This is a genomic window from Roseibium sp. Sym1, from assembly GCF_027359675.1.
In the GTDB taxonomy this organism is placed as follows: Bacteria; Pseudomonadota; Alphaproteobacteria; order Rhizobiales; family Stappiaceae; genus Roseibium.
The window spans coordinates 967901-988355 of sequence record NZ_CP114786.1; the positions used below are offsets into that span (position 1 = coordinate 967901).

Annotated in this window: 16 protein-coding genes; 6 read left to right on the top strand and 10 right to left on the bottom strand. The window is 63.6% G+C overall.

Features of this window, described 5'->3' with window-relative positions; all coding sequences use genetic code 11:
* The first annotated feature begins 4 nt into the window (after positions 1-4).
* The 6 genes from ihfB (at position 5) to O6760_RS04410 (ending at position 4597) form a co-directional block, all read left to right on the top strand.
* Complete coding sequence (gene ihfB, locus O6760_RS04385; protein WP_269584269.1) at positions 5-304, top strand: integration host factor subunit beta; 300 nt, start codon at positions 5-7, stop codon at positions 302-304.
* A 64-nt stretch (positions 305-368) separates the two neighbouring features.
* The gene (locus O6760_RS04390; protein ID WP_269584270.1) at positions 369-734 is read left to right on the top strand and encodes a lipopolysaccharide assembly protein LapA domain-containing protein; all 366 of its coding nucleotides are present in this window, start codon (positions 369-371) and stop codon (positions 732-734) included.
* Between the two features lie 12 nt (positions 735-746).
* The gene (locus tag O6760_RS04395) at positions 747-1655 is read left to right on the top strand and encodes an ornithine cyclodeaminase (RefSeq protein ID WP_269584271.1); all 909 of its coding nucleotides are present in this window, start codon (positions 747-749) and stop codon (positions 1653-1655) included.
* A gap of 558 nt (positions 1656-2213) precedes the next feature.
* Complete coding sequence (locus tag O6760_RS04400) at positions 2214-2708, top strand: Lrp/AsnC family transcriptional regulator (RefSeq protein WP_269584272.1); 495 nt, start codon at positions 2214-2216, stop codon at positions 2706-2708.
* A 255-nt stretch (positions 2709-2963) separates the two neighbouring features.
* Positions 2964-4106 carry a glycine cleavage T C-terminal barrel domain-containing protein gene (locus O6760_RS04405; protein WP_269584273.1) on the top strand — a complete coding sequence of 381 codons (1143 nt, stop codon included), beginning with the start codon at positions 2964-2966 and terminating at the stop codon, positions 4104-4106.
* A gap of 41 nt (positions 4107-4147) precedes the next feature.
* Entirely contained in the window at positions 4148-4597 is a 450-nt protein-coding gene (locus O6760_RS04410; RefSeq protein ID WP_269584274.1) for an OsmC family protein, read from the top strand.
* Positions 4598-4693: 96 nt separating this feature from the next.
* On the opposite strand, the gene O6760_RS04415 is transcribed toward O6760_RS04410, so the two are convergent.
* The 10 genes from O6760_RS04415 to ahcY all read right to left on the bottom strand — a co-directional run bounded on the left by O6760_RS04415 (position 4694) and on the right by ahcY (position 20274).
* A complete protein-coding gene (locus O6760_RS04415; RefSeq protein WP_269584275.1) occupies positions 4694-5077 on the bottom strand; it encodes a VOC family protein in 384 nt (127 codons plus the stop codon).
* Positions 5078-5169: 92 nt separating this feature from the next.
* Positions 5170-5778 (bottom strand): trimeric intracellular cation channel family protein, encoded by a 609-nt coding sequence (locus tag O6760_RS04420; protein WP_269584276.1) that lies wholly within the window; start codon positions 5776-5778, stop codon positions 5170-5172.
* A gap of 201 nt (positions 5779-5979) precedes the next feature.
* Positions 5980-6612, bottom strand: a complete 633-nt coding sequence (gene grpE, locus O6760_RS04425; RefSeq protein ID WP_269584277.1) for a nucleotide exchange factor GrpE — start codon at positions 6610-6612, stop codon at positions 5980-5982.
* 144 nt (positions 6613-6756) lie between these two features.
* Positions 6757-7077 (bottom strand): thioredoxin, encoded by a 321-nt coding sequence (trxA, locus tag O6760_RS04430; RefSeq protein WP_269584278.1) that lies wholly within the window; start codon positions 7075-7077, stop codon positions 6757-6759.
* A gap of 85 nt (positions 7078-7162) precedes the next feature.
* Positions 7163-10672 carry a double-strand break repair helicase AddA gene (gene addA / locus O6760_RS04435; RefSeq protein WP_269584279.1) on the bottom strand — a complete coding sequence of 1170 codons (3510 nt, stop codon included), beginning with the start codon at positions 10670-10672 and terminating at the stop codon, positions 7163-7165.
* On the bottom strand, positions 10669-13815 hold the full coding sequence (gene addB / locus O6760_RS04440; protein ID WP_269584280.1) for a double-strand break repair protein AddB: 3147 nt from the start codon (positions 13813-13815) through the stop codon (positions 10669-10671). Before addB ends, addA begins: the two co-directional genes overlap by 4 nt.
* A 2-nt stretch (positions 13816-13817) precedes the next feature.
* Complete coding sequence (locus tag O6760_RS04445) at positions 13818-14552, bottom strand: nucleotidyltransferase family protein (RefSeq protein WP_269584281.1); 735 nt, start codon at positions 14550-14552, stop codon at positions 13818-13820.
* A gap of 42 nt (positions 14553-14594) precedes the next feature.
* The gene (gene tsaE, locus O6760_RS04450; protein ID WP_269584282.1) at positions 14595-16121 is read right to left on the bottom strand and encodes a tRNA (adenosine(37)-N6)-threonylcarbamoyltransferase complex ATPase subunit type 1 TsaE; all 1527 of its coding nucleotides are present in this window, start codon (positions 16119-16121) and stop codon (positions 14595-14597) included.
* A gap of 8 nt (positions 16122-16129) precedes the next feature.
* The gene (locus O6760_RS04455; RefSeq protein WP_269584283.1) at positions 16130-18640 is read right to left on the bottom strand and encodes a PAS domain-containing sensor histidine kinase; all 2511 of its coding nucleotides are present in this window, start codon (positions 18638-18640) and stop codon (positions 16130-16132) included.
* 245 nt (positions 18641-18885) lie between these two features.
* The gene (gene ahcY, locus O6760_RS04460) at positions 18886-20274 is read right to left on the bottom strand and encodes an adenosylhomocysteinase (RefSeq protein WP_269584284.1); all 1389 of its coding nucleotides are present in this window, start codon (positions 20272-20274) and stop codon (positions 18886-18888) included.
* Positions 20275-20455: the final 181 nt, after the last annotated feature.

Genomic DNA, 20455 nt, shown 5'->3' on the forward strand with positions numbered 1-20455 from the left:
CTTCATGATCAAATCTGAGCTTGTTCAGCATATTGCCGAACAAAATCCGCATCTCTATCAGCGGGACGTTGAAAACATCGTCAACGCCATCTTGGATGAGATCACTGAGGCGCTCATGCGCGGCGACCGTGTCGAACTTCGAGGCTTCGGCGCGTTCTCCGTAAAGAACCGCCCCGCCCGTATCGGACGCAATCCGCGCACCGGTCAGAAGGTGGAAGTGGATGAGAAATTCGTGCCGTTCTTCAAGACCGGCAAGGAAATGCGCATCCGTTTGAACGATGGTGTGGATCACGGCGACGACTGATTGCACCTGCCGAGCGATCCCATCTAGAATGACGCCGTGATCTGACAAGTTCCGGGAGAATGCAGTGACCCGTTTCATCAAGAGCATGATTTTGTTCGCAGTCGCGGTGGTCCTGGTCCCTCTGTCCGTGGCCAACCGGCACACGGTGTCGTTGTCCCTGAACCCGTTTGATCCGGCCGATCCGCGCCTGACCGTTACCGACATCCCGTTGTTCTGGATCATTTTCGCCAGTCTTGGCGTCGGCATCGTCGTCGGTGGACTGGGAGCCTGGGCCAGGCAGGGCCGCTGGCGCAAGGAAGCCCGCGTGAAACGCCGTGAAGCCGCCAAGTGGCACAAGGAAGCCGACCAGCTGCGCGAGATGCAGACGTCCGCCCAGCCGGCGGGCGGCGTCAAGGGACTGACAGGGCCAGGCAACCGCTCGGCTGCCTGACCGGCCGATACCATGCGGATTATCTCCAGCGATGAGATCGATGCCTGCCTCGACGACAGGTCCGTGCTCGAGACCCTGCGCCGGGCGTACCGGTCCAACACCGTCGTGCCCCGGACCGCACCCATGCCGCTCACCCGGCTCGGTGGCCTTAGCGGAGCCCTGTCGCTGCAACCGGCCTGGACCGATTTCGCCGCCCAGGGAGATGTCAGCCGTGGCTATATCGGTTGCGCACTGGCGCTCGACCTTCCGGAAAGACCGGGTCCGGCGGCCAGTCTCTATGTTCTTTTTTCCGGCTCCACCGGCCAGCCGATCGCCCTTCTTGACGGCATGCGTCTGACGGTCTGGCGAACCTCGGCTCTGCACGCGCTCGCGGCAAGTTACCTGTCGCGGGAAGACACTGCCCGGCTGCTGGTCATCGGCGACGACCCGCGCCTGCCGCGCCTCGTCTCCGCCTATGCCGATGTCCGGAACCTGACCTCGATCCTGCTCGCCGGGACAGCCCCGGAAACCCAGAAACGCATTGCCGGCCTGCCCGGGCTCAAGGATGTTCATGTCGGCGTGACGAGCGAGATCCACGCCGCGCAGGAAGGAGCCGACCTCATCTGCATCGCCGGGCCGGAAAGCGGGTCCGGAACCCACCACGCACTGACCTATCTCGACCCGCCCGCAGGCTGTCACGTCGATGTGATCGATCCGACGGCACAGCTGCCGACAGACCTCCTGGAAGAGGCTCGCCTGTTCACCTCGGATCTCTCGGCACCGCCGCGGAGCGAGCTCGAATGGGCGGCAGACCTGAGGGAACTGACCCATGGCAACAAGGCAGGCCGCCGGTATTACGGCCAGAGAACATTGTTTCTCCCCGGCCCCGGCACGGGCCTTGCCGACCACGCCCTTGCCGCACACATTTTTTTGAGAACCTGACCTCTGGAACTTGCTGCGCAAGACACCACATAGCGGCGACAGGGGGTTGCGCCGAAAACGCGCACGTCGAACAAGGGCCATACACCGGCACCGGAGTGACGCGCCTGTTTTCGAAAAAAGCCGTTTTGCAAAGGAAAACGTCATGCTGACGACACTTGCTTACTCGGCAAGCCTTCCGGCGATCGCGATCGGGCTGATCTACTGCGTGTCGGCGACCACCGGGCTTGTCTATTAACGTGCCACGCCAGGGTGCCTCTTCGGAGACCTCCGCGGCTCCACGGGAAACGAAAACGCCGGCTACCATGAGCCGGCGTTTTTCATTCCGGCAGCTGTTCGACGGGCCTCCGCACGCCTGAATCCGGCCCCGGACCCGCCCGCGCCGGGAGGCCCGTAGCGTGAAGGGGCACCGTACCTCCAATGTTGACGCAGCCGCTCATGTTGCTGTCGCAAAATCATACCCGTCAGCGCAGACTTGGTCCCATATTCGATCCTTGAGCTTCGGGAGTTGGCAAGTCTACGATGGCATCGCTTTTCTGACAGGGAGCTAGGCACGGTCCAATGAGAATTCGAACTGGTCTCGATGCGACGGATATCCGCATCCTCGGCGCGGTCCAGAAATACGGGCAGCTGAGCAAGACGAAGCTGGCCGAAATCGTGAACCTGTCAGCGACACCGTGCTGGGCACGGTTGACCCGCCTGCGCGCAGAAGGTTTTATCCGCGGCTACCATGCCGACATCGCCCTCGAGCGCGTTGTCGACGTGACACGGGTTGTCGTGACCGTGTCCCTGGAACATCACCGAAAATCAGATTTCGACCGGTTTGAAAACCATATCAGGACTGTCGACGCGATCATCAATTGCGTCGCGACCGGCGGCGGCACCGACTATGTCATGACGGTTGTCACCCCCAACCTGGCCAGCTTCCAGGAGCTCATGGATGATCTTCTTGCAGCGGATCTGGGCATCGACAGATACGTGACCTATTTCGCCACGCGCCTGATCAAGGCCGTGCAGCCCAACCTTGGCAAGCTCGTATCACCGCCCAAACGCTAGGTGACGGACATGCGGAGCATATTCGACGACATGCGACGCGGAAATGACCCGATTTTCGGGCGGCGCTGCCAGTCGTTTATTTGTCACGATAGCCTAGAGCATGTCTGATTGGGCTGAGATCAGCCCTGAAAACAGTCTGCTCGGTCTGACAAAACGCCAATTTTCAGGCCACACGTTCAGACCAAAAGCCCTATTTCCTAGTGCATCAGCAACACCGCTGCGGGCCATGCCCAATGATCAAATGGGTGGAGGAAAATGATGCAAGCTCGTGAGTTCGGCTTTGGAACCCAAGTCCGGAAATCTCCCTATTTCGACGCGACCATACGTTGGGGCGCACAGGGATTTTCGGTCTATAATCATATGTATATCCCGCGGGATTTCGGCAATCCGGAGCAGAATTTCTGGAACCTGGTGAACGACGCCATCCTGTGCGATGTCGCGGTGGAGCGCCAGGTCGAGATCACCGGGCCCGATGCCGCCAAGTTCACGCAGCTGCTGACCCCGCGCGATCTGTCGACCATGGCCGTCGGACAGTGCAAATACGTGCTGATCACCAACGCCTATGGCGGCATCCTCAACGACCCGATCCTGCTGCGCCTCGGCGAGAACCATTTCTGGCTGTCGCTCGCCGACAGCGACATCCTGCTGTGGGCGCAGGGCGTTGCCGTGCATTCCGGCCTTGATGTCACCATCACCGAGCCGGATGTCTCGCCCCTGCAATTGCAGGGCCCTAAATCGGGTGAAATCATGCGCGCCCTGTTCGGCGACGCGATCATGGACCTGCGCTATTACTGGCTGCGCGAGCTGGACCTGGACGGCATCCCGCTGATCGTGTCGCGCACGGGCTGGTCCAGCGAACTCGGCTATGAAATCTACCTGCGCGACAGCGCCTATGGCGACATTCTCTGGGAACGGATCATGGCGGTCGGCGGCCCGCTCGGCCTGAAGCCGGGACATACCTCGACCATTCGCCGCATTGAAGGCGGCATGCTTTCCTATCACGCGGACGCCGATATCAACACCAACCCATTCGAACTGGGATTGGACCGGCTCGTCAATCTGGACACTGATGCGGAGTTCATCGGCAAATTCGCGCTGCAGCGCATCCGGGACAACGGCGTGACCCGCAGGCAGGTCGGCCTGATTATGGACGGCGCACCACTGCCAGGTCCGAACACCGCCTTCTGGGTCATTCATCGGGACGGGCAATGTGTCGGCAAGGTGACCTCGGCCGTCTACTCGCCGCGCCTGGAGAAAAACATCGCTCTGGCCATGGTGTCGGTCGACTGCGCCGATATCGGCACACCGCTCGAGGTTGAAATGCCTTTCGGCGTGACAGGTGCCACTGTGGCAGAGCGGCCATTCTTCGACCCCAGAAAAAAGCTCGCAGCCGCCTGAACTTGTGAAACCGGGCAGGACCCAGCAAGGAGGCTGAGAACGTGTCAGATCTTTCGATCGCGCTGCATTGGCAGCGCACCGAGGCCAATCTAAAGGCCGGCGAATACTCCAATGCACATCTGGTGCAGTACAATGCCGGTCATGAAGTCCAGGTGGACGCCGCCCCCGATTGGGGCGGCGATCCCGAGCACACCAATCCCGAACAGGCGCTCGCAGCAGCCCTGTCCAGTTGCCACATGATGACGTTTCTGGCCCTGTCGGCAAAGGCGGGCTGGCCGGTCGCGAGCTATCACGACCGCGCGGTTGCCCATCTCGGCAAGAACGAAAAGGGGCAGATGTCCGTGACGCGGATCGACCTGAATCCCGTTGTGCACTTCGACACCGGCTTTGCAGTCGACACCGAGAAGCTGGACCAGATGCAGGAGCGCGCGCATCGCTACTGCTTCATCGCCAACACGCTTGCCGACAGTGTCGAGATCAACGTTCTTTGACCGTTGGGCCCGGAAGGCTCAACAACGAATAAAATGATAAAAGCCGGTTCTCTCGAACCGGCTTTTTGCTTGCCAAAAGCAGCGAGCGTTTCCGGCTCAGCCCGCTTCCGCGGCCGGGGTCATCCACCCCTGAACGGCGCCGCCGACATCCTTCAGGATCGCAATCCGGCCGATGCCCGGCACGTCAAAGGGCGGGCGGATCACCTCGCCGCCATGGGCCTTGGCCAGATCAAGGCGCTCGTCGACATTGTCGACGGCGATATAGGATATCCAGTGCTCGGGAACGCCTTCGAATTGCGGGCCGGCCATGGGGAAGAGGCCTCCCACCGGCTTGTCGCCCAGATTGGCCACCACATAGGTGCCCTCTTCCATCGGCATTTCGGTAAAGGACCAGCCAAGCGTCTTGCCGTAGAAGTCACGCGCCTTCTGCGTGTCCCGGGTCATCAATTCGTTCCAGTAGAAAATCCCGTGTTCGGCCATTTCCATCTCCCTGCCGATTTTTTTTCGAGCAACAGTATCTTAGCGCCGCCCGCGGGACAGACCTGTGACAAATATCAAGGGTTCAGTCCGGTTCAGGATTTGCGGCCCCGATAGCCCGGCAGCGTCCAGCCGCGCTGGATCGCCCCGCCGCGCAGCACCAGCGCCACGCCACCGGCCGCGACCATGCACAGGATCTGCGGCAGCCCAAGCTGTACCAGCAGCACGTAGCTGCCCGCGCCGGCAAAGGCCGCGCTGACATAGATCTCGGATTTGACAATGGAGGTCGGTTCACCGGCGATCGTATCCCTAAGGACTCCGCCGAAAGTCGCCGTCGATACGCCCATCAGGACCGCAACCAGGATGGTGTCGCCGACCGTCAAGGCCTTGGCCGCGCCCATGACCGAATAGGCGGCAATGCCGATTGCATCAGCCCAGCGGAGCGGTTTGCTCAAGGTCTCGATCCAGTCGGCAAAGAACCAGACCAGGACGCTGACGACCAGACAGACCTGAAGGTAGGCCTCGTTGGCGACCCAGAACACCGGCACGCCGAGCAGCAGATCCCGGAGCGTTCCGCCGCCAATGCCTGTCAGGGTGGCAAAAAACAGAAAGGCGATGATATCCAGCTGCTTGCGCGAGGCCACGATGCCGCCGGTTACTGCAAAGATGGCCACGCCAAGATAGTCCAGCATCTGCAGCAGCATGGTGCCCCCGTTTTTTTCCGCCCTTTAGCCGGAATAACCTGCCTCACCGATTGTCATCCCGGTTTGACGCGTCAGCGTCAAGACCGGGACGACAAATCGAGATGGCTTTGGCGTCCAACGGTTGTCGGGTCAGTACAAATAAAAAGGCCACCCCCGCATCTGACGAGAGTGGCTTTTTCAAAATATGTGGCTGGTCAGCCGTCAGGCGCTTTTGTCGACCGTCTGGCCGGCGTCGCCTGCCGGAGCCGCCTGGGCGACGTCCTTCGGGCCGCCCTTGGAAACGCCGACCATGGCCGGACGCAGCACGCGCTCGCCGATCACGTAACCGGCCTGCACCACCTGGACCACCGTGTTGTTCGGCACCTCGGTGTTGGGAACCTCGAACATGGCCTGGTGGAAATTCGGGTCGAACTTATGGCCCTCAGGGTCCAGTTTCTTGACGCCGTTCTTTTCCAGCTGGTTGAGGAGATCGCGCTCGATCATCTCAACGCCCTCGATCAGGGAGGCAACACCGGCGTCGGCGTTCTTGCGGTCGTCTTCCGGCAGGGCTTCCAGTGCCCGGCGCAGGTTGTCCGACACCGTCAGCATGTCGCGCGCAAAGCTGGACACCGCGTACTGGCGGGCGTCCTTGATTTCCTTCTCGGTGCGGCGGCGTAGGTTTTCCATCTCCGCCATGGTGCGCAGGGCGCGATCCTTCAGATCGGCATTCTCGGCCTGCAGCGCCTCAACCGGATCGACGGCAGCTTCGCCAGCATCGCCCTGGCCGTCAGCCGCTTCGGTTTCCGGCGTCACATCCGCCGGCTGTTCTTCCGGGGTTTTGTTGTCGTCACTCATGAATGTTCCGTTTGGCTCAATCTCTTTGCGGCTGCTTTATACCAATTGCAGGCCTTTTCAAAGCGGATCGGCGGACAGGCTTTCGCTTATCCGCCGGACGCGCTCATATGGTCTGCCACCGGTCGGCCGCAGGCAGACATGCGATCAGAGGGCGCTCTTGATCCAGTCGGACAGCTTGCCTTTCGGTGCGGCACCGATCTGGGTGGCCATCGGCTCGCCGTCCTTGAACAGGATCAGCATCGGGATCGACCGGACGCCGTATTTCATGGCCATGTCCTGATTCTCGTCGATGTTGAGCTTGGTGATTTTCACCTGGCTGCCCATCTCCTCGGAGATTTCTTCAAGCGCCGGCGCAATCATCTTACAGGGACCGCACCATTCGGCCCAGAAGTCGACGACGACCGGGCTGTCGGATTTCAGGACTTCCGCTTCAAAGGAAGCGTCGGTGACTTGCGTGGTTGCCATAACAGGATCTCGTAGTTTTTGTGTGCGCGCCTACCCGATGCAAGCGCGTCAGTTGGCACGAACGTAGGAAGCGAGAGGCGCCCCGTCAAGCGGCTGTGCCGTCAGGCCGCAACCCTGCGAAGGTCTCGTCGAGCAGTTCCGCCGGGATTTCCATCAGCGAAGGTCCCGCGGTCCACAGAAGGGCCGCGCAAATCTCCCTGCCCGGGTAAATCCGCTTCAGCATTTCCCTGTAGACACAAAGCTGCGCGCGGTATTCCAGCGGCACGCCCTCGACCTCGGCCGGCGGTTGAAGATTGGTCTTGTAGTCCACGATCACAACCCGGTCATCCTCCACAAGAAGACGGTCGACCTGACCGGAAATCTCCACCTCGGTGCCGTCATTTGCCCGAATCGTCCCGACCAGCGGCACTTCGGCACGGGCCCTTGCGGAAAACAGGGCGGCGAAGTCGGGCCTTTCCAGAATCGCGGTTACCTCGTCCAGAAGCCGCGAACGGCGGTCTTGAAATTCAGGCTTCAGCGCCTGGACAAGAAAGGCTTCGGAAGCAGTCCTCCTGTCCGCTGCAGGCCGGTCCGGCAGGAGCTCAAGCAGGCGGTGGACCAGCCGTCCGCGTTCGAGCGGCCAGGAAGCCGCGTCCCTGCCGGCCTGCAGGCGCGACACGGCCGGAACAGGTTCGATCCCGTCTTTTTCCTCCATGGCCTCGAAGGCCCTTGATGGCTGCAATCGCTTTTTCTTCGGCAGCGAACGCACGGGTTCCGTCAGCCATGCCGGCAGCGGCCCGGCGCTGTCCGGCACGACCGGCGCCGCATGACCACCTTCCGCCGCCCCGCTGTCAGCATGTTCGGGATCCTTGTGCCAGCGCCAGGCGGTGACCTCGCCATCCGGTCCGGTGAGTTCGCGCGCTTCCGGTTTCAGCGCGCGGGAAACCATCGAGTACCAGCAGTCTTCATGGGCGCCGCGCTTCGGCTCCCAGCCGCAGACCACAAGGCGATCCTCGGCGCGCGTCAGCGCCACGTAGAGCAGCCGCCTGTACTCCTCCTGCTGGGTGGTGCGCAGCCCGTCGACCGCGTCGTCATGCCAGGGCAAGCGGTCGGTCTTGGGCGGCAGCCAGACCAGCGCGGGCGGCAGCAGATCGTTGTCAAGGCGCTGGCGCGGCAGAAACGCCGGATCGTGGATGGCACTCACCGGCGGCGCGCCCGGGTCGACCAGGATCACGATCCGCGCTTCCAGCCCCTTCGAGCCGTGCACAGTCATGATCCGGACCATGCCCTTGGTGTTGGTCAGTTCGCGCTTGATCTCGGTGGGCGCCGCCGCCATCCAGGCGAGGAACCCTTCCAGGCCCGGCGTGCCCGCCTGCTCATAGGCGATCGTCAGCGCAAGAAATTCGTCGAGCACGTCGTCGACCTCGACCCCGAGCCTTGCCCGGAAGGCCCGGCGGCCGCCATCTGCACCAAGCAGCCTGGCATAGAATTCATAAGGCGGCACGAAGTCGGCGCGGGAACGCCAGTCTTCCAGTGTCGATCTGACACCGCGCCACAGGCCGGATGTCTCGGAGCGCCTGACCAGCATCTGCCAGAGCGTGCCCGGCCGGATCTTGTCCGGTGTCTCGCGCGCAATGTCGAAGAGGTCGTCATCGTTCAGGCCGAAGAGCGGGCTCTTCAGGACGCAGGCGAGCGACAGGTCGTCTTCGGGCAGCAGCAGGAACCGGCCGAGCGCCGCCAGGTCCTTGACGGCAACATGGTCGGTCAGCACCAGCCGGTCGCTGCCGGCGGCCGGAATGTCCAGCTCCTTGAGTTCCCGGTTGAGCGCCTCGACAAAGGGGCCGCGCTTGCGCACCAGGATCATGACATCACCCGGGTCCGCCGTGCCCTCCCGCATCCACTGCCCGATCTCGGAGGCAATCCGCTTCGCGACCTTGAGCATCGGGCTGCCCGTGCCGACGTGATCGATCGGCTCGCGCCAGTCATCCGGCTCCTCGATTTCGGCTTCCGCCTCCAGCGGCCACAGGTCGACGATGCCGGCGTCCCGGCGGATCGCCTCGTGCACCGGCGCCCGCACGTCCTGGGAAAGGCCCGTGTGGGCACTGGCATCCTCGAACACCTTGTCGACGGCGCCGAGCACGTCCGGTGTCGAACGGAAGGACAGCTGCAGGTTGACGGAATGGAATTCCCGCTTCGCCTCGCCCGCCTTCTGCTCGAACTCCCGGCGCATGGCATCGAAATAGGCCGGAACGGCACCCTGGAATGAATAGATCGACTGTTTCTCGTCACCGACCGCAAACAGGGTGCGCACCCGCTGGTGCGCACCCTCGCCGGTGAAGAATTCGGCGGCCAGAGCAGTCACCACGTCCCATTGGCGCGGGCTGGTGTCCTGGGCTTCGTCCACCAGGATGTGGTCGAGCCCCTGGTCCAGCTTGTACTGCACCCACAGCGCGGCATCGGATTTCTGCAGGAGTGTCGCGGTCTTGACCACCAGGTCTTCGAAGTCGAGATAACCGCGGGCGGTCTTGGCCCGCTCGTAATGGCGGATGACCGCGTCGGCAAGGCGCAGCAGCGACGCAGTGCCTTCATAGGTGACGACCTTGCGGCGCGCGTCCAGAAGGGTGAGCAGACGCCCCTGCTCGGCTTCCAGCGCCTCGACCATCTGCGGAAAATCGGCGGCAAGTTTCTTGGTGGCCAGCGCCTTGCGCGGCTCCAGCTTGGCGGTCAGGAAAATCGCCAGCCAGGCTTCCCGGAACGCGGTGGGGTCCGACAGGGCAGCTGCATCCACCAGCGCCTGGCCCCGCGCCTGATCCGTCTTCGTTCCCAGGTTCAGCGCTTCCGCATAGGCGCGGCAGATGCCCATGTCCAGCGGGCAGTCGTCCTTGAAACGCCGATCGAATTCCGAAAGCCGGAGCGACGGATCCACCTCCAGCAGACCGGCCAGTTCATCGAGCGCAGCCTCCAGCCCGTCGGCATCATTGGTCCAGCGGCGGAAGGCGTCCCGGCTCTGGATCAGTTCGTCCAGCGCCTTCTGGGCACCGCCGTCGCTCATCAGCTCGATCACCGAGGCCAGCCCGCGGCCATAGGCACTGTCCGGATCCGTTTCCGCGGCGTGCAGAACCGTGGCGCGGGATTCTGCCATCAGTTCCGCGGCCACCCGGTCGTCCAGCACCGCAAAATGGCCTGCGACATTCGCCTCCAGCGGAAACTGGTGCAGCAGGGCTTCACAGAAGCCGTGGATGGTCTGGATCTTCAGGCCGCCCGGCGTTTCCAGCGCCCGGGCAAACAGGCGCCTTGCCATGGCGAGACGGGCCGCGTCCGGCCTCAGTCCCTCGATGTCCTCAAGCTCTTTCGACAGGGCCTCATCGTCCCTGGTCACCCAGTCGCCGAGAATGCGAAAGACGCGGGTCGCCATTTCCGCCGCGGCGGCCTTGGTGAATGTGAGGGCGAGAATGCGGCTCGGATCGGTGCCGTCGAGCAGGAGCCGCACGACCCGGCGCGACAATACGAAGGTCTTGCCGGATCCGGCATTGGCGCTCACCCAGGCGGAGGCCCGCGGACGCGAGGCGAGGTCCTGGCGCTCGCGGGTCAGCTGCGGGATCTGGAAGCCGCTCATGCACCTTCCTCCGAACCGAGAGCCCATTCCTGGGTCCGCGCCAGGTGATCGTAGTCGCCGTCCATCTGCCGCTCGCGCATGACACGGGCGCGGGACAGGTAGCCGGTCTCCTCCCTGGCATAGTGCGCGATCAGCTGCTCCAGCCGGGCCCAGGCATCCTCGATCAGGTCTTCCAACGCCGTTTCCTTGGGGTTGCGTGCAACCTCGATGACCGGCTCGACACCGCCCTTGAGCTGCAGATACAGGAGTTCGGTGACGGCGATGTCCGCGGGCACGTCCTTGAAACCGAAGCGCTTGACCATGGCCGCTTCCAGCGACAGCTGGGGCGACAGCAGCGCATCGACCTGCTTCTGCGACGGCACCTGGCCGGTCTTGTAGTCGATCACCGACAGGCCGCCGTCGTTCAGCAGGTCGATTCGGTCGGCCCGGCCGCGCAGGCGGAAGTCGAAGCCGGGCAAGGCAAGCGCGACGCCGCCACCGATCTCGAGATACCTCTCGGCAACCGCTTTCGACCGCCTCGCCTCATAGGCGACGAACCCGGCGGCGATCTTCTGGAACCGGGGCCACCACAGGGCACGGATCGCGGGAAACGCGTCCAGGGGCACGAACAGCTCTTCGCCGATCCCGATCAACGCCTGGACAGCGCTGTCGTCGAAAGGGCCTGTCCAGGTCATCAGGAACCTGGCCAGCGCCTCATGGATGAGGTTGCCCTTGTCTGCGGCGCCGGGTTCACCGCCAATCGGATCCACCGGCTGCAACTCGAGCACGTGGCGGGCATAGATCGCATAAGGGTCACGGATCAGCCGCTCGATCTCGGTGATCGACAGAGAGTGCGGGCGGGCGGCCAGCGGCGGGCGGGGGGCCGGTCTCACGGCGGGACGGACCGGTCCCTCGGCGCGGTCGAGCTGCGCCGCAAGCCGCGTATAGACCGCGCCGCGCCGTTCCAGCTCCCCGGTCAGTTCGGGTCCGGCCAGTGTTGTCAGACGCTGCAGCCAGCGCGAGGCAACGGTTGGTGCGCCATCCGCGCGCGCCGTGCGCGACAGCAGCACCCGCTTCGCGCCAAGTCCCTGTGCGAAATCGTGGGCGGCCGCACCAAGCCGGCGCTCCGGAGGCTCCAGGCCCATGTCCCGTTTCATCGGCCGGTTCAGCCAGGGGTCGTTGCGCGTGCGCTGCGGCCAGACCCCTTCATTGAGACCGCCCAGGATCATGAAGTCGAAATTCTGGAGCCGCGCTTCCATCGGTCCGAGGATCTGGACCCTGGTGTCGCCCGGCAGCCGGCGGCGTACCGCCTGGCCGGCCATCAGGGCGGGCAGCACGGACGGCCACTCGCCGGGCGGAATTTCCAGACCGCTTTCCCCGGCCTCCAGAAGCCCGGTCAGGAATTGCGCCAGCGCCTCCCCGGCCTCGGCCGCGTAAAGTTCCGCCGAGGATCCGGTCTCATCGACCGTGACCGCTTCAACCACCTCGACAAGACGGCGGCTCAGCTCCGACAGGTCGACCGGCTCGTTGTCCGCGGCCAGCTCTTCCAGCGGCGACAGCGCCGCCGCAAGGCGCTCGACAAGCTCCGAAATCACGTCCCAGTCGGCCTCGTGGATCTTCTTCCAGCGCGGGGTGTGCGCCGTTTCGGCGCTCTCGCGGCTGGCCGCCACGGCCTGTTTCAACCCGCCGGTTCCGGACCGGGCACGCGGTCCGCGAATGACACCGCGCTCCAGCGCCCGGGCCGCGGAGCGGATGTCCTTGACCGGCAGCCCGAGCCGCGTCAACGGGTGTTTCAGCAAGGAAAGAAGATCGATCGGCTCACAGCCGTTCAGCGCCAGCTTGGCGCTCAGGATGGCCAGGATCGCGGGAGCCGTCTGGTCAAGCGGCCGGCCGGCGCTGTCGTCGACCTGGATGGTCCAGCGGGCAAGCTCGGCGGCAACGCGGCGGGTCAGCATCCGGTCCGCCGACACGAGCGCGGCCGCTTCGCCCAATTCGATCGCCTCGCGCAGGGCGATGGCAATGCTCAGGGCTTCGTCCGCCTCGTTGCGCGCCGTCATGATCGAGACGCCTTCAAGAGCCTTGGCACGCTCGTCCTGCGGCCGCCGGTCCAGAAATCCGGTCCAGCCGTCCGAAGTCTCTGCCGGACGGAGCGCCTCCGAAACCAGCTCCTCACGCAGCAGCAGGGCGGTGTCCGGCGCGGGTCCGAGCACACCGACCGCTTCCCTTGCGGCGCCCAGCCGGGCCAGAAGCTGCTTCATTGAATATTGCGGATGGGACGGCAGGGTGAGCTCGGCGGGGGCACCGGTTCCACGGGTGGACCGGGCCTTTTCGCCACGCTGCCCGAGCACTGTCCAGGAACGGGTATCCATGAACCTGTCCAGCCCGGGAAGGACGATGGCACCGTGCGGCAGCGCGGCAACCACCTTCAGAAGCTCCGCCGTCGCGGGCACGGAACCGGTGACACCGGCGACGATCACGGGTCCGCGCTGCGGTGTTTCGCCCAGGCGCCGTGCCTCGCGCCGGATCAGCGCCGAGCGTCGGGCCTTCGGGTCCATCTGGCCGCGTTCGGCCAGATGCGCCGGCCAGGCCTCTCGCACGATCTGCAGGAAGTCGAGGGTGATCTGCCAATAGCGGGCGTAGTCGTCGGGCACCAGACCGGCCAGGTCGGTCCAGTCGGCTTCTTCGGTCTCGACTTCGTCCATCAGGGCCAGGAGGTCCCCGGCCAGCCACGCGGCATCCGCCGTGGAGGCGGGCAGCCCCAGCGGTTCGTCGGATCGCAGGCTGAGAGCCTCCCGGCGCAGCATGCCCTTCCACGCCTTGACCAGCCGTGTCATGGCCAGGTGCCGTTCCAGCAGCGGCATCGCCGGCGGCAGGGGTTCCAGGTCGGCATCGCCGGTCAGGCCCTGCAGGTCCTCGTCCGCATCGCCAACCGGGCGGATTGCCGGCAGGAGCACGGGACGGCCGCCAAAGCGCTGCTGGAACAGCTCCGGCAACAGGCGCGCTGCCCGGCGGGTCGGCAGGTAGAGCGTAGCATCCGCCAGAAGCAGCGGGTCGTCAAGCGGCCGGAAACCCGGCACCAGGGTACCATCGACCAGCGTGTCGACGAGGGTTTTCAGAAAGGGAACCGAGGGCGGGACGGACCAGAGACGCGTTGCATCCGCCATTCTCAGGCAGCACTCTCGCGCACGGCGTATTCCGCCGCCCGAATGGCATCAGGGGTTCCGATATGCAGCCAGAGGCCTTCCATCTGGACGCCGAACAGACGGCCGTTCTCGATCGCCTTGTCGAACAGCCCGTTCATGGAGAAGGGTCCGTCCGGTGCGCCGTCGAACAGGCGTGGATGAAGGATGGCCGCACCGGCATAGGCAAAGGGCGTGACCCCTTTTTCCGGTCTGCGGGTGAGCCCCCCGTCCCGAGCCATGTCGAAATCGCCCCGTCCGGAATAGCCTATCGACTTCACCGTCTCGGCAATCAGCAGCAAGGCATCCATGCGGGTATCGTCCCAGGCATCGATCATGTGTTCCAGGTTCGGCTTGACGCCCTCGATCCAATAGCAGGTATCGGCGTTGAGCTGGAAGAACGGCTGGTCGCCCAGCAACGGCAGTGCCTTCTTGATTCCGCCCCCGGTATCAAGCAACTCGTCCCGTTCGTCCGAAACCACGATGTCCATATCCTTCCGGTGCCGGACATGGACCTCCACGAGATCGGCCAGGTAATGCACGTTGACGACGCAGGATGTCACGCCAGCGGCTGCCAGCCGGTCCATGCCATGGTCGATCAGGGCCTGGCCGTTGACCTCGATAAGCGGCTTCGGCGTGGTCGCCGTCAGCGGGCGCATGCGCTTGCCGAAGCCGGCAGCCAGAATCATGGCTTTGGAAGGACGGAACCGCGAATGTGTCATCGTTTTTCTCAAATGTGGGGCCGTCGGCTGACTGAGCAGGGTTCAGGGCCGGAAGCGTGCGTACCAGTCTTTCAAATCCGACAGGACCGGCCTGTCAAGCACCCGGTCGAGATAGCCTAGCATGCGCGGCAAATGGCTCAAATATGCCGGCTTGCCATCACGCATTGCCAAGCGGACGAAGATCCCGAGGATCTTGGTGATCCGTTGCGCGGCCATCACCGCATAGGCCTCAGAAAACCGCTCCTGATCGAAATCGGAAGACTGCCTTTTCCTCGCCGAGACATAGGCATCGAAGAGGTCCGATTCCAGATCCTTCGGGATGTCGGTGCGGGCATCCAGAAGCAGAGAAGCAACATCATAGGCGACAGGTCCGATCACCGTATCCTGGAAATCGATCAGGCCGATCCGGCCGGTGCCGGACGCGCCGTCCTGCCAGAGCAGGTTGGGCGAGTGGAAGTCGCGCAGCACCCAGCCGGTCTGGGCGGAGCCAATCACGGCGAGCGCAGCCCGCCACAACAGTTCGAAATCGCGCCTGGCGGCGTCTTCCGCCGCCTTGCCGGTCACATGCGGCACATACCAGTCCAGAAACAGCGATGCCTCGGCGATCAACGCATCATGGGAATAGGCGGGAACCGTATAGGAACTTCCGTCCGCAAGCGGCACCGCTTGCGGCCAGTCCTGTGCATGCAGGCCGGCCAGAAGGTCCACGGCGGCATGATAGCGCCCGGGCACCGGCTTGCCGTCCTCCACGATGGTTTCACGGCCCAGGTCCTGCGACAGGATGAAGCCCGCCTCCAGGTCCGCGGCATAGATCTCCGGCGCGAGGAAACCGCGGCGGCGCAGCTCGGAACCGATCGCGACCACCGCCCGGCAGTCCTGCGCCAGGTGAACCTTGCGCATATAGGCGCGCACCGGCTCCGGCACGGACGTCCCCTTGAAGGGCCAGCGCATGAGCACAGCCCCCTGCGCGCCCGTGTCGACCGTCTCGAAGGTGCGCAGGGACGCGTCCCCCGCCAGAAACCGGCGACCGGCCCCGCCATGGCCTGCGGAACGCAGGAAGGCCCGGGTCGCAAGGGTCTCGCCGACGCGGTCCTGCCAGTCCGACCGATCCGAGAAGAAACGGAAGACCCGGCTGTCGGCCTCGTCCGACGGTTGGGAAATCTGGATCCAGAGCGCATCGGCCGGCAGCAGGTCCGCCGCCTTTTCCGGCCATTCGATCAGTGCCGCCCCGGTCTCCAGAAGATCGTCCAGCCCGAGCTCCTCGATCTCCTCCGGCTCTTCCAGGCGATAGAGATCGAAATGCGACAGGTCGAACCGGTCGAACGCATAGGTCTGAACAAGTGTGAAGGTCGGGCTGGGGACCTCGAGGTCCGGTTCTCCGGAAAAGGCGCGTAACAGAGCCCGCGTGAAGGTCGACTTGCCCGCACCGAGATCTCCGGACAGGCAGATGACGTCGCCGGGCCGCAGGATCAGCGCCACATCGTTGGCAAGGAGACGTGTTTCCGCCTCGTCGGAAATGTTCAGGGTCAGGAATGCCGCCGGCAAGGGCCTCAGGTCGTGGTCTGCCATCCGGCACCTTATTCCGCGGCGGCGGTGTCCGCCAGCTCGGGCCGCGCGGGAAATGCGCAGGTCACCGTCGTGCCTTTTCCTTCGGCGGACTGAATGTCGACCGTGCCGCCATGGAGTTCGACAAAGCTCTTGACGATGGCAAGGCCGAGGCCGGCGCCCTGGCGCCGCGCGCCGGTATCATGACCGACAAAGCGGTTGAAGACCTGGGTCAGGATCTCGGCCGGAATACCGTAGCCGTGATCCTTGACGACGAAGGTCACGTTGCCGTCCTCGCGGCTGCAGCTGACATCGACGACGCCGTCGGCTTCCGAATAGCGCACCGCATTGGCAATCAGGTTGAACAGGACCTGGCGCAGGCGTTTTTCGTCGGCAACCATCACGCCGATATCGTCGGGCACGTGGGTGCGCAGGTTGATCCGGGTCTCGGCGATCCGGTCCTTCAGCCCTTCGACCGCGGCCTCGACCGTGGCGGCTACGTCGACCTCGCCGAGGTCGAGCTCCATGATGCCGGCATCCAGCGTCGCAAGGTCCAGGATATCGTTGATAATGGCCAGCAGCGCCGAGGACGAGGACTGGATATAGTCCGCATATTCGCTCTGTTTGTCCGACAGCTCGCCGAATTTCGGATCCGCCAGCAATTGCGCGAAGCCGATGATGTTGGTCAGCGGCGAACGCAGCTCGTAGGAGACATGCTGGATGAAGGCGTTCTTGATCTGGTCGGCCTGTTCCAGTGCCTCGTTCTTTTCCAGAAGGGCCCGTTCCACGTTGACGCTGTCGGACACGTCGACAAAGGTCACCAGCGTGCCGCCATCCGGCAGCGGGACAGTGGCATAGTCCAGGACATCGCCATTGTGGCGTTCCAGGCGATTCACATTCTGGGTGCGGTTGTCGAGCAGACCGGTGACATTGCCGGCGAGCCGTTCCCAGGCCTCGCGCTCCGTTTCGCTGAGCGTGCAGGCGGAAACCACTTCCTTGACATGCGGCAGCTCAGCAAGCCGGTCCTCTTCCAGGTCCCAGATCCGGCCAAAGGCGGGATTCCACAGGCGCAACCGCCCGTCGGAGCCGAACACGGCAACGGCTTCGGACAGATTGTCGAGCGTTTCGCCCTGGACCCGTGTCAGCGCATTGTAGCGGCTTTCGAGGTCGAGCTGTTCGGTGACGTTCTCGTAGATATAGGTGACGCCGCCCTGCGGATGCGGGTTGGCAATGACACGCAGGGTGCGGCCGTCCGGCAGGTGCCACCAGCTTTCCCGCGCCTCGACCGACTGGTAGCTGTCCAGCATCTTGTTGCGCCAGACCCGGTAGTCGGCCTGCTCGGGCAGCTTGCGCGCCGCCCTGAGCGCGTCGAGCACGGCTCCGTCTTCCGGACGGCTTTCCAGGAAGGCCGGGTCCAGATCCCAGAGCTGCTTGAAGGCCGCATTGTAGAATTGCAGCTTGCGGTCGGAACTGTAGATGGCAACCGCCGCAGCCAGCTGGTCGAGCGTACGGCCATGGAAATCCTCGGCCCTGCCGAGTTCCTTCTTCGCCTGTTCCAGTTCGCTGATGTCCACGGCAAGGCCGGCACCGCCGACATTGGCGTTGACATCGGTGACCTCGAACACGCAGCGCTCGCCGGACGCGACGATCGGGATACGGGCGTTGAAACAGCCGTCCTCGTCGCGCTGCACGGCCATCGCCGTACGGGCCGCCGCATCGAGGAACGTCGCACCCTCCTTGATCGCGGTTTCGGCATCCGGCATTTCGACAGCTTCGGCATAGGCCTGGTTCGCCCAGATCAGGTTGCCTTCCGCGTCCCTTTGCCAGGCGGGCGCGGGCATGGCGTCAAGCAGAGCATGCAGCATGTGCAACTCGCCGGAAATCTTGGCGTTGCGGGCGGCGAGTTCCGCCTGCATCTGCCGTTCACCGGTCAGGTCCCGCAGGCGCAGCACCACGGCGCCGCCCGTGGTGCGGCCAAGCGCTTCCACATAGCTGCCGGTGCGGGTCTTCAAGGTGGTGGTAAAGGTTTCGCCGGTACGGAACAGCGTGTCCAGATACCGCTCCAGGTCACCGGCGCATTTGGCCGTCAACCAGCTGCCGAAGGCCAGCAGTTGTGCCGGCGGACGCGGAACGCCCGACTTTTCCGGGAGCACGCCCCAGATCTGCGGCATGGCGCCATTGCCCGTCCATACGATCACGCGCTGCTCATCGGTGTTGAGCATCGCTTCCAGCCGGTCAACGCGGAATTTCAGGTCGCCCTTTTCCTTTTCCAGGGCGCCGGTCTGCTGTGCAGAGTGATTGCGCAGCCGGACCAGGGCGACAGCCGCCGTGACGGCAAAGGCGCACATACCGCCTAACGAACCGAAAAGAATCATGGTATCGGGAGAGATGGCAGCGGTTGTATCGGCAAGCATATCGGCTGCCGCCGGTCCGGCGAACAGACTCGCGCCTGCCAGCGCGGTGCCGCTCAGCTTGACCGATTTCAGACTCCATTCTCGCCACGTCGCGCGTGGCCGCGCGCCGTCCGTGCTGCCTTTCGGCATATTGTGATCCCCTTACGCCGCTTTCCCCGCTTTCGCGGGCTGCAGCCCCCGGTTTCTGGGAGCAAATCAAAGACATCCGCCTCCTGGCCTTTGATTCGTCTAAACCATAACCTTTTTGAGAATCACGCAGAAGAGTCCGTAACTGAAAAGTTAACAGGACCCTTAAAATTCAAGGGTCCTGCATTTTTTTGTTCACATACCCGAATCGGGGCGCTTACCACATCTAGTAGCACCCCTCTTCAAAATCAGTATTTGTAGTGTTCCGGCTTGAACGGACCGGTCTTGTTAATCCCCAGATATTGAGATTGTGCGTCCGTCAATTCGGTTAACGTCACGCCCAGCTTCTCCAGATGCAGGCGGGCAACCTTCTCATCAAGATGCTTCGGCAGCACGTAGACCTCGTTCTTGTACTGGTCGCCCTTGGTGAAGAGTTCGATCTGCGCCAGAACCTGGTTGGTGAAGCTGGCGGACATCACGAAGCTCGGGTGGCCGGTGGCGTTGCCGAGGTTCACGAGGCGGCCCTGGGACAAGAGGATCATGCGCTTGCCGTCCGGGAACTCGTACATGTCGACCTGGTCCTTGACCGGGCGCAACTTGGTGTTCTTCAGGGCGGCAACCTGGATCTCGTTGTCGAAGTGGCCAATGTTGCAGACGATCGCCATATCCTTCATGCCACGCATGTGGTCGAAGGTGATGATGTCCTTGTTGCCCGTCGCGGTGACATAGATGTCGCCCTCGGGCAGGACCTGTTCCATGGTCTTGACCTCGAAGCCGTCCATGGAGGCCTGCAGGGCACAGATCGGATCGATTTCCGTCACGATCACGCGGGCGCCGGCACCGGCCAGCGACTGGGCGGAGCCCTTGCCGACATCGCCGTAACCGCAGACGACGGCGACCTTGCCCGACATCATCACGTCGGTGCCGCGGCGGATGCCGTCGACCAGCGATTCACGGCAACCGTAGCGGTTGTCGAACTTGGACTTGGTGACACTGTCGTTGACGTTGATCGCCGGGAACGGCAGCGCGCCCTTCTTCTGCATTTCATAAAGACGCAGAACGCCGGTGGTGGTTTCTTCCGAAACACCCTGGATCAGCTCTTTCTGCTTGGTGAACCAGCCCGGGTTGGCGGCCATGCGCTTCTTGATCTGCGCGAACAGGCACTCTTCTTCCTCGGAGGCCGGGTTCTCGATGATGTCGGTTTCACCGGCTTCCACGCGCGCACCCATGAGGATGTACAGCGTCGCGTCGCCGCCGTCGTCGAGGATCATGTTGGCGCCGTCCGGGAAATCGAAGATCTTGTCGGCGTAGTCCCAGTACTCCTCCAGGGTCTCGCCCTTGACGGCGAAGACCGGAACGCCGGAAGCCGCGATGGCCGCGGCGGCCTGGTCCTGGGTGGAATAGATGTTGCACGATGCCCAGCGGACTTCCGCGCCCAGCGCAACCAGGGTCTCGATCAGCACGGCCGTCTGGATGGTCATGTGCAGGGAGCCGGCGATGCGGGCGCCCTTGAGCGGCTTGGATGCACCGAATTCTTCGCGGCAGGCCATCAGACCCGGCATTTCATGCTCGGCAATCTCGATTTCGGTACGGCCCCAGTCTGCGAGCCCGATGTCTTTGATAATGTAGTCGGTCATGAAAGTGTCCTGCTGTTTGAACCAGCCTTGAATGCCAGATCATGAGAGGTGGCCGCCCGGGCGATGCGCCTCCCGAATGGGGCGTCCCGGCGGCCGCAAGCCGATTTCCGAAGACTGCTCCGGAAATCCTGTGGCGCGTTATAACGCCGCCGGGCACATGACGCAATAAAGATATAAAGAA